Annotated in this window: 13 protein-coding genes; 2 read left to right on the forward strand and 11 right to left on the reverse strand. The window is 70.1% G+C overall.

Translation table 11 applies throughout. The annotated features are described in order from the left end of the window. Positions 1-28: 28 nt before the first annotated feature. The 8 genes from MWN52_RS09480 to MWN52_RS09515 all read right to left on the reverse strand — a co-directional run bounded on the left by MWN52_RS09480 (position 29) and on the right by MWN52_RS09515 (position 7,089). The gene (locus MWN52_RS09480) at positions 29-811 is read right to left on the reverse strand and encodes a DUF1295 domain-containing protein (protein ID WP_286577594.1); all 783 of its coding nucleotides are present in this window, start codon (positions 809-811) and stop codon (positions 29-31) included. Further along, on the reverse strand, positions 808-2,103 hold the full coding sequence (locus tag MWN52_RS09485; protein ID WP_286577595.1) for an SAM-dependent methyltransferase: 1,296 nt from the start codon (positions 2,101-2,103) through the stop codon (positions 808-810). Before MWN52_RS09485 ends, MWN52_RS09480 begins: the two co-directional genes overlap by 4 nt. Next, positions 2,100-2,981, reverse strand: a complete 882-nt coding sequence (locus MWN52_RS09490) for a DUF1365 domain-containing protein (protein WP_425608098.1) — start codon at positions 2,979-2,981, stop codon at positions 2,100-2,102. The genes MWN52_RS09485 and MWN52_RS09490 overlap by 4 nt, the downstream gene beginning before the upstream one ends. Further along, complete coding sequence (locus MWN52_RS09495; RefSeq protein ID WP_286577596.1) at positions 2,972-4,219, reverse strand: NAD(P)/FAD-dependent oxidoreductase; 1,248 nt, start codon at positions 4,217-4,219, stop codon at positions 2,972-2,974. The genes MWN52_RS09490 and MWN52_RS09495 overlap by 10 nt, the downstream gene beginning before the upstream one ends. Then, the gene (locus MWN52_RS09500; RefSeq protein ID WP_425608099.1) at positions 4,216-5,214 is read right to left on the reverse strand and encodes an acyl-CoA desaturase; all 999 of its coding nucleotides are present in this window, start codon (positions 5,212-5,214) and stop codon (positions 4,216-4,218) included. Before MWN52_RS09500 ends, MWN52_RS09495 begins: the two co-directional genes overlap by 4 nt. 45 nt (positions 5,215-5,259) lie before the next feature. Further along, the gene (locus tag MWN52_RS09505) at positions 5,260-6,063 is read right to left on the reverse strand and encodes an anti-sigma factor (protein WP_286577597.1); all 804 of its coding nucleotides are present in this window, start codon (positions 6,061-6,063) and stop codon (positions 5,260-5,262) included. Then, on the reverse strand, positions 6,060-6,629 hold the full coding sequence (locus MWN52_RS09510; protein WP_286577598.1) for a sigma-70 family RNA polymerase sigma factor: 570 nt from the start codon (positions 6,627-6,629) through the stop codon (positions 6,060-6,062). Before MWN52_RS09510 ends, MWN52_RS09505 begins: the two co-directional genes overlap by 4 nt. Before the next feature lie 79 nt (positions 6,630-6,708). Then, positions 6,709-7,089, reverse strand: coding sequence for a DUF4345 family protein (locus tag MWN52_RS09515; RefSeq protein WP_286577599.1), 381 nt, complete (start codon positions 7,087-7,089; stop codon positions 6,709-6,711). Between the two features lie 339 nt (positions 7,090-7,428). Between MWN52_RS09515 and MWN52_RS09520 the strand changes: the two genes are divergently transcribed. Continuing rightward, a complete protein-coding gene (locus MWN52_RS09520; protein WP_286577600.1) occupies positions 7,429-7,860 on the forward strand; it encodes a hypothetical protein in 432 nt (143 codons plus the stop codon). Between the two features lie 69 nt (positions 7,861-7,929). Here the strand turns inward: MWN52_RS09520 and MWN52_RS09525 are convergent, their stop codons facing one another. Beyond that, complete coding sequence (locus MWN52_RS09525; protein WP_286577601.1) at positions 7,930-8,652, reverse strand: pirin family protein; 723 nt, start codon at positions 8,650-8,652, stop codon at positions 7,930-7,932. Positions 8,653-8,774: 122 nt separating this feature from the next. Here MWN52_RS09525 and MWN52_RS09530 point away from each other — a divergent pair, with 122 nt between their 5' ends. Next, complete coding sequence (locus tag MWN52_RS09530) at positions 8,775-9,677, forward strand: LysR family transcriptional regulator (protein WP_286577602.1); 903 nt, start codon at positions 8,775-8,777, stop codon at positions 9,675-9,677. 317 nt (positions 9,678-9,994) lie between these two features. On the opposite strand, the gene MWN52_RS09535 is transcribed toward MWN52_RS09530, so the two are convergent. Together MWN52_RS09535 and MWN52_RS09540 are read right to left on the reverse strand one after the other, a co-directional pair. After that, positions 9,995-13,114 (reverse strand): efflux RND transporter permease subunit, encoded by a 3,120-nt coding sequence (locus MWN52_RS09535; protein WP_286577603.1) that lies wholly within the window; start codon positions 13,112-13,114, stop codon positions 9,995-9,997. A gap of 7 nt (positions 13,115-13,121) precedes the next feature. Then, the gene (locus MWN52_RS09540; protein ID WP_286577604.1) at positions 13,122-14,288 is read right to left on the reverse strand and encodes an efflux RND transporter periplasmic adaptor subunit; all 1,167 of its coding nucleotides are present in this window, start codon (positions 14,286-14,288) and stop codon (positions 13,122-13,124) included. Positions 14,289-14,456: the final 168 nt, after the last annotated feature.

The following is a 14,456-nucleotide window of genomic DNA, read 5'->3' on the forward strand; positions in this document are numbered from 1 at the left end:
GCCGCGCTCATCCCGAAGTCCATGACGCCTAAGCCTTCGGCGGACGCGGGAAGAAGGCGCTGACCCGGCGCTGATAGCGCGCATAGTCCTCGCCGCGGCTGCGCAGCGACTGGGCCTCGGTGAAGGGGATGCCGGTGAGCCGATAGAGAAAGGCCAGCATCAGCACCGGACCGCTGAAGGCGGCCAGCACCCAGCCCCACGGCAGACCGATGGCCAGCAGCACGTAGGCGAACCAGTGCACCCATTCGAAGAAGTAATTGGGATGGCGCGACCAGGCCCACAGGCCGGCATCGCAGGTGCGGCCCTTGTGTGCGGGATCGCGCTTCCATGCGGCCAGCTGGCGATCGGCCAGGCTTTCGCCGGCCACCGCCACCAGCCACACCGCGATCCCGGCCGCGGTCCAGGCCGAGAACGCGACGCTGGGGTTGTGCGCCACGATCCAGAACGGCAGCGACAGCAGCACGATCATCAGCGCCTGGGCCAGGAAGAACAGCAGGAACTTGCCCTGATGGTCGTGCCAGTGCTCGCGCAGGTACGCATAGCGCCCATCCTCATGCGCATCGCCGAACACGCGCCGGCCCAGATGCCAGGCCAGGCGCAGTCCCCAGGCCCCGCCCAGCAGCGCGACCAGCGTGCGCGGCAAGGTCGCCCCGTTCGCCGCAAGGGCGTAGTACACCGCGCTGCCCGCCATGCCCGCGGACCAGACCACGTCGACCACGCCGGCGTTGCGCGTGCGGCGCTGCCACAGCCAGGCCAGCAGCATCACCACCGCCGCCACCAGCAGCACATGTAGGATCAACCAGCCGTTCATGCGCCTGCCAACGCGTAGGGGTACTGCACGGCGCGCGCGCCGGGCCGCGTCAGCCACAGCTGCACATCGCCGATGGAGCGCTCCAGGAAGCCGGCCTCGCAATAGGCCAGGTAGAACACCCACATGCGGATGAAGCGCGCGTCGTAGCCCAGGGCACGGACCTCGTCGAGCCGGCCGGTGAAGCGCGCACGCCAGGCGCGCAGGGTCAGCGCGTAGCTGGGGCCGATGTCTTCCAGGTTGAACAGGCGCAGGTCGCTGGCCTTGGCCATCGCCCCGGTCATCGCCGCGACCGAGGGAATGAAGCTGCCCGGGAAGATGTGCCGCTTGATGAAGTCCACCGAATCGCGCGCCTGCGCATAGCGATGGTCCTCGATGGTGATGGCCTGGATCAGCGCCTGGCCGTCGTGGGCCAGCAGATCGCCGACCTTGGCGAAGTAGGTGTCCAGGTACTGGTGGCCGATCGCCTCGATCATCTCGATCGAGACCAGCCGGTCGAAGCGGCCCTCCAGGTCGCGGTAGTCGCGCATCAGCAGTGTGATGCGGTCCTGCAGCCCGGCCTGCGCGATGCGCTGCGCGGCCAGGTCATGCTGCTCGCGCGAGATCGTGGTGGTGGTGACATGGCAGCCGTAGCGCCCGGCCGCATGCAGGGCAAAGCCGCCCCAGCCGGTGCCGATCTCCACCACCCGGTGCTGCGACCCCAGCTGCAGCTTCTGGCAGATGCGGTCGAGCTTGCGCGTGGCGGCGACCTCCAGCGACTCGTCCTGGTCCTCGTAGATGGCCGAGGAGTACATCAGGTTCTCGTCCAGAAACAGCGCGAACAGCGCATTGCCCAGGTCGTAGTGCGCGGCGATGTTGCGCCGGCTGCCGCGGCGGGTGTTGCGTGAGCAGGCATGCAGCAGCTTCATCGCCGCACCGCCCAGGCGCGCGGTGCCGCTGTCCATGGCGTCGAGCAGGTCGCGGTTGCGCACCAGCAGGCGCATCAGCGCGACCAGATCGTCGCAGTCCCACAGCCCTTCCATCCAGGCCTCGCCCGCGCCGACGCTGCCGTTCAACGCGGCCATCCGCCAGAATGCCGGGTCGTGGACGCGCAGGTGCGCGCTCAGCGGCGCCGGCTCGTCGACCTCACAGTGGCCGAGCACGTGCATCTGGCCGGCCTCCTCGAGCACCAGCCGACCGCCGCGCAGCTGGCCCAGGGTGTCGAGCAGGCGGCGGCGCAGCAGGCGCTCGACGAACGAGCCGGAATCGGCCGGCGCGCCGGCGGCCGGTGTGGTGGACGCGTCGAGGCGGGTCATGGGGCGGCCCTCTTGTCGGGATGGTCGTGGACGGGATTGCCGCGCATCCACAGGCGCAGCGCATGCCAATGGATGCCGACGATCACCTGCAGGGTCATCAGCGGATAGCGCAGCAGCGCGGCGGCCATGTGCCGGCCGGTCATCGGCCGGCGCCGCAGGCTCAGGGTGGCGTCGAAGCGACGTGCGCTGCCGCCCTGCGGATCCGGCGGGCACAGCACGTCCATATGCACGCGCAGCGCCTGCCCCGGCACATCGAAGCGCCAGCGGTAGTCGTGTTCCATCGCCATGAACGGCGAGACATGGAAGCGCTTGTCGAAGCGCCACTGCAGGAAGTCGCCATCGACCGTGGCCTGCGCCACCGGCAGCACATAGGCATGGCGCTGCTTCCAAGGCGTATTGGTGATCTGCGCCACCAGCGTCTCCAGCGTGCGGCCATCGGCGGCGAAGCAGTAGTAGAACGTCACCGGATTGAAGCTGTAGCCGAAGGTGCGCAGGTGGGTGAGCATGCGGATCGGGCCCCGCGGCCGCTGGCCGGTGCGCGCCTGCACCAGGTCGCGCACGGACTGATCCAGCGGCACGGCGGCATCGCCGAGGAAGTCCGCGCGCCGGAACTCGACCACGTTGCGACGCCCGCGCGACCACAGCCAGCGCCCGGCGAACACGCGGTCCAGCTCGTCCAGGTCCAGATAGGCCATGAACAGTGGCCAGGTGAAGGCATGCGGCTTGGGTGCGTGGCGGCGATGGCGCACGCGGCCCACGTACAGCGCGCTGGCCAAGGCGTTCGGGGCTGCAGCGCGCTCGAAACCATCGGCACGCGCACTGGCGTCGTGCACCTGGCTAGCGGCCGAAACCGTCTCGCGGGCGTGGCTCACGGCCATGGCGATCCCAGTGCGCGGGCCACGTCCAGTCCGCTGCGCAGCCCGTCCTCATGGAAGCCGAAGCCCCAGCCGGCGCCCGCATGCCACACCTGGCCGCGCCCCTGGATGCGCGGCAGCGCCGCGTGCGCGGCCACCGAGGCGACGGTCTGGTGCGGATGGCGGTAGCGCATCCGGCGCAGCACGCGCGCCGGGTCGATGTGTGCGTCCTGGTTGAGGCTGACGATGAAGGGCACCGGCGCGTCCAGCGACTGCAGGGCGTTCATCCAATAGCTCACCGTGCAGGTGTCGCCATCCTGCTCGGGCAGGCGCGCATTCCACGCGGCCCAGGCGCGCCGATCGCGCGGCAGCACGCGCGCGTCGGTATGCAGCACGGTGTCGTTGTCCTGGTAGGTGACCGCGCCGAGCACCGCGCGCTCCTCCTGATCGGCGTCCTCCAGCAGCGCCAGCGCATCGTCGGCGTGGCAGGCCAGCACCACCGCATCGAAGTCCTGCTCGCCCGCGGCAGTCCACAGCCGCACCCCCTGCGCCTGGCGCTTGACGCCTTGCACGGGCGTGGCCAGCTGCACTTCCACGCGCCAGGTTTGCTGCAGTGCCTGCACGTAGCGGTTAGAGCCGCCGCTGACCACGCGCCAGGGCGGGCGCCCGGTCAGCTGCAGCATGTGGTGGTTGTGCATGAAGCGCACCAGATGCTGCATCGGGAAGTCGAGGATCGTCCTGGCCGGCGAGGACCACAGCGCCGAGGCCATCGGCACGATGTGCGCGTCGCGGAAGGTAGCCGAGTAGCCGTTCGCCGCCAGGTATTCGCCCAGCGTCGGACCCGGCGCAGGCTCGGCCAGCACCTGCGGCGCCTGTCGGTAGAAGCGGCGCAGGTCGCCCAGCATCCGCCAGAACGTCGAGCTGACCAGGTTGCGCTTCTGGCAGAACAGGCCGGCCAGCGTGCCGGCGTTGTATTCCAGCCCGCTACGCGCATCGCTGACCGAGAAGCTCATCGTGGTCGGCTGCGAGGCCACGCCCAGCGTGTCGAACAGGCGCGTTAGCAACGGGTAGTGGAGCGGGTTGAACACGATGAAGCCGGTATCGACCGCGTAGTGCCGCCCGTCGATCTCGATGTCGTGGGTGTGCGTATGCCCGCCCAGATAATCGCCGGCCTCGAACAGCGTCACCTGATGACGCTGCGACAGTCCCCAGGCCGCGCCCATGCCGGCGATGCCACCGCCGACCACCGCGATGCGGCTCATCGCGCGCCCCGCGTGCGGCGCAGCAGCCCCGGCGGCACCGGCTTGAGGTCGTGCACCAGGCCCATCCACGACATCAGCTTCAGCCCGTACCAGGTCAGGTCCACTTCCCACCACACGAAGCCCTGCCGCGCCGAGCCAGGGAAGTGATGGTGGTTGTTGTGCCAGCCTTCGCCGAAGGTCAGCAGCGCGAGCAGCGCGTTGTTGCGGCTGTCATCGCGCGTGTCGAAGCGGCGCGAGCCGAAGCGGTGCGCCAGCGAGTTGATCGTGACCGTGGCATGGAACAGCACCACGGTGGAGACGAAGAACCCCCACACCAGCAGCTGCGGCCCGTCGGTGCGCAGCGACGGCGCCCAGCGCTCCAGCGCCATGCCCAGCGCGAACAGCCCGGTGGCCAGCAGCACCGGCAGCAGCAGGTCGAAGCGATCGATGAAGCGCAGCTCGGGGAAGCGGCGCAGATCCGGGATCGCGGTCCAGTCGGTGCGGAAACCGCGCGGGGTCAGGAACCAGCCCATGTGGCTCCACCAGAAGCCATGCTGGCGCGGCGAATGCGGATCGTCCGGCGTATCGGTGACCCGATGGTGGTGGCGATGGTGCGCGGCCCACCACAGCGGGCCACGCTGCACGCTCATCGCGCCCAGCGCGGCGAAGGCCGCCTGCACCGGGCGCGAGGTCTTGAACGCCTTGTGCGCGAAGTAGCGATGGTAGAAGGCGGTGATCGCGAACATGCGCGCCGCGTACAGCGCCACCGCGGTGCCGACGGCGAACCACGACCAACCCACCCAGAACACACCCAGACACATCAGGTGCAGCGCGATGAAGGGCACCGCGCGCAGCCAGTCGATGCGGTCGGCACGGGCCGCATCGAGCGGTGCGTCTTCGGCGGTGTCGAACCAGCGCCGCAGCGCCTGCCACCAGCGCGCGCGGGCGACGGGCGGGGCAGGGGAGACGGGCGCATCGGCGAGGGCCGGGTCTGACACGAAGACTCCTTCAGGCATTGCGTGAGGAGATGTACGTCGCACGCACCCTCCCGGATGCAGGGGTCAGCTGCCCAGCGTCAGCGCGGTGATGGCGCCCTTGGCGACGACCGGTCCGGTCGCCACGCCGCCCGGCGCGCCGCCTGGCGGTTCCATCGTGACCGCCAGCAGGGCGTCGGCACGCAGCAGCTTGCGCATCGGCTCGGGCAGGACATGCTCGACCGGATGCTCGGGATCCATCACGCCCATCGAGATCGGCTTGCCGCCCTTGGGGATGATCCACAGCTCAGGCACGCGCCCGTCCTGGTGCATCGGCTGCATCGGCATGATGGTCATGCGGCCGTTGCGCGCGTCCATGGTCGCCACGTAGCCGGTGCTGCCGTCGTCCTGGGCCAGGGTGGAGACCATCTGCGGCATGCCACTGGACCCGGCTGGTTGCTGCGCCACCGAGGGCGGCTGCGGAGCCGGCGGCACGCTGCGCAGGGTGGACACCAGCGCCAGCACCGCCACCACGGCGGTGGCCAGGCTGCCGATGCCGACGCTGCGCCACAGGCCCAGGTTGTTCCAGAAGCCGCGCGGCGCCGCCTTCGGCGCAGACGTCGCCGGCAAGGGCCTGGCTTCCGGCAGCGCCAGCGCTGCGCGCAGGCGTGCCCAGACATAGTCCGGGACCGCGACCGGCTCCAGCTGTTCGAGCAGCGGCGCCAGATGCGCTTCCCACTGCGCCACCTCGGCGGCGAAGACCGGATCGTGGGCGATGCGCGCCTGCACCTGCGCCCGCTGCGCCTGGTCGAGCACGCCCAGCACATATTCGCCGGCCAGCGGCCCGTGGCCGGGCGGATCCTGTTCGAAGGGTTCGGCGTGAGTGTTCATCGTTCCAGGCACGCCTTGAGCTTGGCCAGACTGCGGCGGATCCAGCTCTTCACCGTGCCCAGCGGAGTCTGGCTGCGCGTGGCCAGCTCCTCGTAGGTGCAGCCCTCGAAGAAGGCGGTGCGGATCAGGGTGCGCCGCTGCGGTTCCAGTTCCTCCAGGCAGACGTCCAGGCCGTGGGCCTGCAGGGCGGCGTCGGCAAGCTGTTCGGCGCCGGGCGTGTCGTCGATCAGCTCAGGCCCCAGGTCGATGGGCACCGACTGACGCTCGTTGCGCCCGGCGCGCAGGCGGTCGATCGCGCGGTTGCGCGCCAGCATCGACAGCCAGGTCAGCGCGCCGGCCTTGCCCGGATCGAACTGCACCGCCTTGCGCCAGACGTTGGTATAGACCTCCTGCAGCACGTCCTCGGCCTCGCTGCGCTGGGTCAGCACGCGCAGGCACACGGCGTACAGGCGCGGCGAGGTCGCCTTGTACAGGCGCTCGAACGCAAGATGGTCGCCGCGGGCCGTGGCCAGCAGCAGCTGGTCGGCGTCGTCGGCCAGGATGTCGCGTTCGAGGAAATCCGCCATGCGGCGCGCGTCTTCTGAAGAGGGGGCGGAAGGTGCCGCAGATCCTACGGGGCTTTCCGTCAATGCGCTCTCGACACGTTCACCCGGCCCTCTTGCGCTGCCACAGGAACAGCCCCGCCGCGGCGAGCAGGAGCAGCCATTCGCCCGCCACCAGCCCCAGGGTCGTGCCGCCCGGCAGCCCGTAGCGCGCGATGGCATAGGCACGCCAGGCCACGATGGGCGCATAGAACAGCAGGGCCAGGACCAGGCCGTTGCGCGGCTGCCGGCTGCGCGCGAAATAGGCGAACAGCAACCCGATCCCGAACTCCATGCCGCCATAGACCGCCAGGAACTCGGTCTGCCCGGCCGGGGTGAGCGCGGTGAATCCCACCGCCTGCGCGGTGCTTTCCGGCGCCAGCGTGCACCACAGCGCCAGGGCGATGTAGAGCAGCGCGTTGAGCCACAGGTAGGCGTTGACCATGCCGCGTTTCCTCCGCAATTCAGATGGGCGTGCCGTCGCCCCGGCAGGGCAGGCGCGCTGACCATGACAGGCTCACTGCGCATGGCGCGTCAGCAGCATGAGCGCGCATGCCGAAGCCGGGATCGTGCATGCGTCCAACAAGGGCTTCAAGACGGGGGACATCGGCATCGGCTCCGGGGGCGACACCGGGGATTACGTCGGCGACGCCGGCGCGGATGCAGGGCGGCATCGTCCGACGCCGCCCTGCGGCGTTGTCCGATGGGCGGGGGCATCGCGACGCGAGAGTCTGAGGCCCTGCGGACACCAAGGGACGAGACGATGCGATACGGATGCGCACTGTTGTTGTTGCTGATGGGCCTGGCCGCCGGCGATGCCGGGGCACAGGCGATCTATCGCTGCGGCGCCGCGCAGGGCGCGGCCTACCAGGAGGCGCCCTGTGCCGGCCTTCCGCTGCAGACCTGGGCGCGGGCCGAGCTGGTCGCCGTGCCGGGCCCGCGCCTGGACCGGGACGAGGCGCAGCGCAGGATCGAGACGACGCGCGAGGCCTGGCAGGCCTCGCTGACCCAGGCGGAATCTCGCGCCGCATCGCGCGTGCGGGCCTCGCGCGGCGCCAGGTCGAGGCCGGCGGCGATGCGCATCCCGCGGGCCGATGCCTGCGCGCGTGCCCGCGCGGCGCGGGCGGCGGCCCATGCCCGCCGCGGCCTGCACTGGTCCTTCGACGATGCCTCGCGCTGGGATGCGGCGGTGTTCAAGGTCTGCCGCTGGGGCTGAAGCAAAACGGCCCGCCGCGCGGCCCTTGGGGGCACACGCGGCGGGCCGCAGCATTCACGCCTTCAGGCTTCAGTGCAGGCCCGGCACTTCGTTGGGGCGCAGGTCGAACACCAGCACCTCGGCGCCGCGGCCATTGGCCAGGGTCAGCGTGCCGGCATCGCGCACGCGCACGCCGTCGCCTTCGTTCAAGGCCTGGCCGTCCAGCTCGATCGAGCCGCGGGCCACATGCACATAGGCGTGGCGGTCATCGCCCAGCGTCAGCGAGGCGCGTTCCTCGCCGTCGAACAGGCCGGCGTAGACGCGCGCGTCCTGGCGGATCTCCAGCGAACCCTGTGCGCCATCGGGCGAGATGATCAGCCGCAGCTGGCCGCGCTTCTCGGCTTCCGGGAAGGACTTCTCCTGGTAGCGCGGCGGCGCGCCGGTCACGTTGGGCACGATCCAGATCTGCAGGAAGTGCACCTTCTCCCGGTCCGAGCCGTTGAACTCGCTATGCGCCACGCCGGAGCCGGCGCTCATCAGCTGCACGTCGCCCGGGCGGATCACCGAGCCGCTGCCCATCGAGTCCTTGTGCGCCAGCGCGCCTTCCAGCACGTAGGAGAAGATCTCCATGTCGCGGTGCGGATGGGTGCCGAAGCCCTGGCCCGGGGCGACGCGATCGTCGTTGATCACGCGCAGGTCCGAGAAACCGATGAACTGCGGGTTGTAGTAGTAGCCGAAGGAGAAGGTATGACGCGAGTTGAGCCAACCGTGGTTGGCGACGCCGCGCTTGTCGGCCCGGATGATGTCGTGCATGGGGTACTCCTGGCTGGGTGTTCGGGATGGGGCGGTGGGGCCTGGCCTCACCGTGCGAGCATCCTACTGTCGCCTCGTGGTGCTATAAATCCGTCTCGGATGGAAATACTGTCAACCAAGCGATGACAATCAACGCCCTCGAAGACATGCGCGTATTCCAGGAGGTGGTGGACGCCGGCAGCTTCACTGCCGCGGCCGAGCGCGTGGGCACTTCAAAGCAGCTGGTCAGCCGGCGCATCGCCGCGCTGGAGGCCCGGCTGGGCGTGCGCCTGCTCAACCGCACCACGCGCCGGCTGAGCCCCACGCCACTGGGCCTGGCCTATCTGGAGCATGCGCGCGAGATCGTCGCCGCCGTCGACCAGGCCGAGATGGCCATCTGCCAGCAGGGCGGGGCGCGTCCGCGCGGCACCCTGCGCGTCAGCGCGCCGATGTCCTTCGGCACCCTGCATCTGGGGCCGGTGCTGCCGGCCTTCCTCGCCGACTATCCCGAGGTCAGCGTGGAGCTGGACCTCAGCGATCGCGCGGTCGACCTGGTCGGCGAGGGCTTCGATGTGGCGCTGCGCATCGGCGCGGTGGCCGAGTCCACGCTGGTGGCCCGGCGCCTGGGCGCGCTGCGCATGGTCACCTGCGCCAGTCCCGACTACCTGCAGCGCGCCGGCACGCCGCACCAGCCCACCCAATTGCGCGAACACGCCTGCCTGCTTTACGGCCACGGCCGCACCAGCCAATGGCATTACCTGCGCGAAGGCCGCGCCCTGGCAGTGGAGGTCTCCGGCCGCCTGCACGCCAACAACGGCGAAGTGCTGGTGCAGGCCGCGCTCGCCGGCCACGGCTTGGTCCATCTGCCGGCCTTCCTGCTGGACGATTGCCTGGCCGATGGCCGGTTGGTCCCGGTGCTGGAGGCGTTCGAACCGGCCCCCATCGCGATGAACGCCCTCTATCCCCAGCACCGCCAGGCCTCGCTGCTGGTGCGCGCCTTCGTCGATTTCCTCGTCGAACGCTTCGCCCCGGCTCACGCCTCGTAAGCAGCATCCCGGTCCAATCGGCATGAGCTGATTCAATCGGCACGCACGTGCGGTAGGTGAGTCGCACCAGAAGCTTCTGCTCCCTCCCTTTCGCCGCAGGCGAAGGGGAGGGTTGGGGAGGGGTGCTCTTCGCAGGGAGCCTGATGCCTCCAGCTCCGGCGCTTTGCCGTGGCTGCGGGTATCCGTGTCCAAGCCAGGCAGTGCCGCGACCTGAGCCAACCCCCTCCCGGCCTCCCCCTGCTGCGCAAGGGGAGGGGCAGACCCTGAGGCCTCGATGCCAGGCCCGCAGGCTCAGCCTTGAGCCTGCGCCTCTAGGCTCAGCCCTGAGCCTGCGCCTCTCCCACCTTCGGCTCGCGCCGCAGTCCGCGCACCAGCACGAAGAACAGCGGCACCAGCAGCACCGCCAGGATCGTGCCGGAGAGCATGCCGCCGATCACGCTGATGCCGATCTCGCGGCGGCTGGCGGCGCCGGCGCCGGTGGCGATGGCCAGGGGGATCACGCCGGCGACGAAGGCCAGCGAGGTCATCACGATCGGCCGCAGGCGCAGGCGGGCGCCTTCCAGCGCGGCGGCCATCGGCGTGCGGCCGGCCTTCTGCTCGGCCTCGGCGAACTCCACGATCAGGATCGCGTTCTTGGCCGACAGGCCGATCGTGGTCAGCAGGCCCACCTGGAAATAGATGTCGTTGGTGAACCCCGCCAGCGTGGTCGCCGCCACCGTGCCCAGCACGCCCAGCGGGATCACCATCAGCACCGCCGCCGGGATCGACCAGCTCTCGTAGAGCGCGGCCAGGCACAGGAAGATGAAGGCGATCGAGGCCGCGTACAGGTACAGCGTCTGGTTGCTCGACAGCCGCTCCTGGTAGGACAGCCCGCTCCACTGCAGGTCGAAGCCCGGCTGCTGGTCCACCAGCGCCTGCATCCGGTCCATCGCCTCGCCCGAGCTGCGGCCCTCGGCCGCGCTGCCCTGCAGCTGCAGCGCCGAGAGCCCGTTGAAGCGCTGCAGCAGCTGCGGGCCGCGCGTCCAGTGGCTGCTGGCGAAGCTGGAGAACGGCGCCATCTGGCCGTTGTCGCCGCGCACGTACCACTGGCCCAGGTCTTCCGGCACGGCGCGATAGGGCGCATCGCCCTGGATATAGACGCGCTTGACCCGGCCGCGGTCGATGAAGTCGTTGACGTAGGTCCCGCCCCAAGCCGCCGACAGGGTGGCGTTGATGTCCGACTGGGACAGGCCCAGCGCGCCAGCCTGCGCGTGGTCGATGTCCAACTGCAGCTGGGCCTTGTCGCCCAGGCCGTTCAGGCGCACCGAGGTCAGCGCCGGATCGTCGCCGGCCTGTTCCAGCACCGTGCGCTGCGCCTGGTCGAGGGCATCGCGCCCCTTGCCCTGCGCATCGCGCATCCACAGCTCGAAGCCGCTGGACTGGCCCAGGCCGCGCACGGCCGGCGGCGCGAGCACGTTGATCCGTGCGTCCTCATGAGCGCGGAAATACTTGTTGGCCCGCTCGATGATCGCCGCGGCGGTGTTGTGGCGGTCGCGCTCGCCCCAGGGCGTCAGCGACAAAAAGCCCTGGCCCGCGTTCTGGCCGATGCCGGCGTTGTTGCGGCCCACCACCAGAAACACCGCCTCGACGTTGGCCTTTTCCTTGTCCAGGAAGTACTCGCTGATGCGATGGGCCAGCGCCTCGGTGGTGGCCATCGGCGTGCCTTCGGGCGTGGTGAACTGCACCGACAGCTGGCCCTGGTCCTCCACCGGCAGGAAGCTGGTCGGCATGCGCAGATAGAGCACGGCCATGACCACCACCACCACCGCGTACAGCGCCATCCAGCGCTTCGGACGGGTCAGCAGCACGCCCAGCCGGCGCTGGTAAGCGTGCTGGCTGCGCTCGACGCTGCGGTTGAACCACTGGAAGAACCGCCCCGGCCTGCGCTCTTTCTCCACCGGCTTGAGCAAGGTGGCGCACAGGGCCGGCGTCAGGGTCAGCGCGACCAGCGCCGACAGCGCCATGGCCGAGGCAATGGTGATCGAGAACTGCCGGTAGATGATCCCGGTGGAGCCGCCGAACAGCGCCATCGGCAGGAACACCGCGCCCAGCACCACGGTGATGCCGACCAGCGCGCCGGTGATCTCGCCCATCGACTTCTCGGTGGCCTCCAGCGGCGGCAGGTGCTCCTCGTGCATGATCCGCTCGACGTTCTCCACCACCACGATGGCATCGTCCACCAGCAGGCCGATGGCCAGCACCATGGCGAACAGGGTCAGCGTGTTGATGGTGAAGCCGGTCAGCGCCAGCACGCCGAAGGTGCCCAGCAGCACCACCGGCACGGTGATCGCCGGGATCAGGGTGGCGCGCGCGTTCTGCAGGAACAGGTACATCACCACGACCACCAGCACGATGGCCTCGATCAGCGTGTGCACCACGCCTTCCACCGACACGCGCACGAACGGCGTGTTGTCGCGCGGGTAGGCCACCTCCACGCCGGGCGGGAAGGTGGGCTTGAGCCGCTCGATCTCGGCGCGCACCGCATCGGCGGTCTCCAGTGCGTTGGCGCCGGAGGCCAGCGACACCGAGAAGCCCGAGCCGGGATAGCCGTTGAGGAAGCTGCTGTTCTGGTAGTTCTCCGCCCCGATCTCCACCCGCGCCACATCGCCCAGGCGCACGCTGGCGCCGCTAGGCAGGGTGGTCAGGATGATCTGGCGGAACTGCTCGGGCGTCTGCAGGCGCGACTGCGCGGTGACCGTGGCGTTGAGCGACTGCCCGTCGATGGCGGGCAGGGCGCCCAGCTCGCCGGCGGTGACCTGGGTGTTCTGCGCCTGGATCGCGGCGCGCACGTCGCTGGGCATCAGCCGGTAGGCGTTGAGCCGATGCGGGTCCAGCCAGATGCGCATGGCGTACTGCGCGCCGAAGACGTTGATCTCGCCCACGCCGTTGATGCGGCTGATCGGATCCTGCAGCGTGCTGACCAGGAAGTCGGCCACGTCCACGCGCGTCATCTTGCGCGTGGTGTCGTACAGCGCGACCACCATCAGGCTGTCGCCCTGCGACTTGGACACCGTGATGCCCTGCTGCTGCACTTCCTGCGGCAGGCGGTTGATGGCCTGGTTGACCGCGTTCTGCACCTGGACCTGGGCGATGTCCGGATCGGCGCGCTGGTCGAAGGTCACGCTGATGCGCGACTGGCCCGAGGACGAGCTGGACGAGGAGAAGTACAGCAGATGATCGATGCCCTTGAGCTGCTGCTCGATCACCTGGGTGACGCTGTCCTCCACCGTCTTGGCCGAGGCGCCGGTGTAGTTGGCCGCGATGTTGACCTGCGGCGGGGCGATGTCCGGATACTGCTCGACCGGCAGGGTGGCGATGGCGATCGCGCCCATCGCCATGATGCAGATGGCCAGCACCCACGCGAAGATGGGCCGGTGGATGAAGAAGCGCGGCAGCATCGGGCGCTCAGCCCTGTCCGGCGCTGGCGGCGGCCTGCTTGACGCTCACCTTGAGGCCATCGCGCAGATTCTGGCGACCGCCGGTGACGATGCGCTCCCCAGGCTTGAGGCCCTCGGCCACCAGCCAGCGGTTGCCGACCGCGCGCACGATGGTGAACTGACGCTGGTGCACCACGCCGTCCGCGCCGACCACCCAGGCCTGGGCCTCGCCGCGCGGGGTGCGATCCACCGCCGCCTGCGGCACCAGCAGCGCCTGCTGGCGCACGCCCTGGCCGACCAGCGCCCGCACATACATGCCCGGCAGCAGCGTGCCGTCCGGGTTGGGGAAGCGCGCGCGCAAGGTGATGCTGCCGGTGGCCTGGTCCACGTCGATGTCGGCGAACTCCAGCGTGCCCGGCACGGCGTAGTCGCTGCCGTCGGCCAGCTTCAGCCGCACCGGCGTGGCCGCCGGCTGTACGCCGCCGGCGGCGACCGCGCGGCGCAGCGCCAGGTAGTCGGTGCTGGACTGGTTGATGTCCACGTTCATCGGGTCCAGCTTCTGGATGCGCGCCAGCGGATCGGCCTGGCCGGAGGTCACCAGCGCGCCGGGGGTGAACAGGGCGCGGCCCACGCGCCCGGTGATGGGCGCGGTGACCGTGGCGAAGCGCAGCCGGGTGCGCGCGGTGTCCAGCGCCGCGCGGCTGGCTTCGGCGTTGGCCGCGGCCTGCTTGTAGGCGGCATCCGCATCGTCCACCTCCTGCTGGGCGATCAGCTGGCTCTTGCCCAGCACCTGGTAGCGCTGCGCCTGCAGCCTGGCGCTGGCCAGCGCCGCCTCGGCCGTGGCCAGGTTGGCGCGGGCCTCGTTGCTGGCGGCCTGGTAGAGCGTGGGTTCGATCTGGAACAGCGGCTGCCCGGCCTTGACCGTCTCGCCTTCGGTGAACAGCCGCTTGAGCAGCACACCCTCCACCTGCGGGCGCACCTCGGATTCTTCCGAGGCCATCGTGCGGCCAGCCAGTTCGGTCTCCAGCGCCAGCGTCTCGGGCTGCAGCGTCAGCACCGAGACCACGGGGGCGGACTTCGACGCGGGCGCCGGTGGGGCGCTGCAGGCGGACAGGGCCAGCACGATGGCGAACAGCGGTGCGGCCCAATCGAACGGACGAGGGGACGGAACGGTCACAAGGATCGGGGAGGTCATGCGCGGCAGGGCGAGGTGGGAGAGGCGCGCGGGCTCCCTGCCCGATGCGCTTGGGCCATCCTACTAGAAGGCCCGGCCTTCGCCATGACCTGCCGGCAAGGCGATGCGCATTTCGGTCTGTCCTGGTCTCGAGTCGTTGCCTGGCGGACGCACGCTTCGGCGGCAAGG

Origin of the sequence: Pseudoxanthomonas winnipegensis, from assembly GCF_030322905.1 — a bacterium.
GTDB lineage: Bacteria > Pseudomonadota > Gammaproteobacteria > Xanthomonadales > Xanthomonadaceae > Pseudoxanthomonas_A > Pseudoxanthomonas_A winnipegensis.

Coding starts and splice junctions, on each gene's coding strand:
- MWN52_RS09480 (WP_286577594.1), bottom strand. CDS start 811: ATGAACGGCTGGTTGATCCTACATGTGCTGCTGGTGGCGGCGGTGGTG.
- MWN52_RS09485 (WP_286577595.1), bottom strand. CDS start 2,103: ATGACCCGCCTCGACGCGTCCACCACACCGGCCGCCGGCGCGCCGGCC.
- MWN52_RS09490 (WP_425608098.1), bottom strand. CDS start 2,981: ATGGCCGTGAGCCACGCCCGCGAGACGGTTTCGGCCGCTAGCCAGGTG.
- MWN52_RS09495 (WP_286577596.1), bottom strand. CDS start 4,219: ATGAGCCGCATCGCGGTGGTCGGCGGTGGCATCGCCGGCATGGGCGCG.
- MWN52_RS09500 (WP_425608099.1), bottom strand. CDS start 5,214: ATGCCTGAAGGAGTCTTCGTGTCAGACCCGGCCCTCGCCGATGCGCCC.
- MWN52_RS09505 (WP_286577597.1), bottom strand. CDS start 6,063: ATGAACACTCACGCCGAACCCTTCGAACAGGATCCGCCCGGCCACGGG.
- MWN52_RS09510 (WP_286577598.1), bottom strand. CDS start 6,629: ATGGCGGATTTCCTCGAACGCGACATCCTGGCCGACGACGCCGACCAG.
- MWN52_RS09515 (WP_286577599.1), bottom strand. CDS start 7,089: ATGGTCAACGCCTACCTGTGGCTCAACGCGCTGCTCTACATCGCCCTG.
- MWN52_RS09525 (WP_286577601.1), bottom strand. CDS start 8,652: ATGCACGACATCATCCGGGCCGACAAGCGCGGCGTCGCCAACCACGGT.
- MWN52_RS09530 (WP_286577602.1), top strand. CDS start 8,775: ATGACAATCAACGCCCTCGAAGACATGCGCGTATTCCAGGAGGTGGTG.
- MWN52_RS09535 (WP_286577603.1), bottom strand. CDS start 13,114: ATGCTGCCGCGCTTCTTCATCCACCGGCCCATCTTCGCGTGGGTGCTG.
- MWN52_RS09540 (WP_286577604.1), bottom strand. CDS start 14,288: ATGACCTCCCCGATCCTTGTGACCGTTCCGTCCCCTCGTCCGTTCGAT.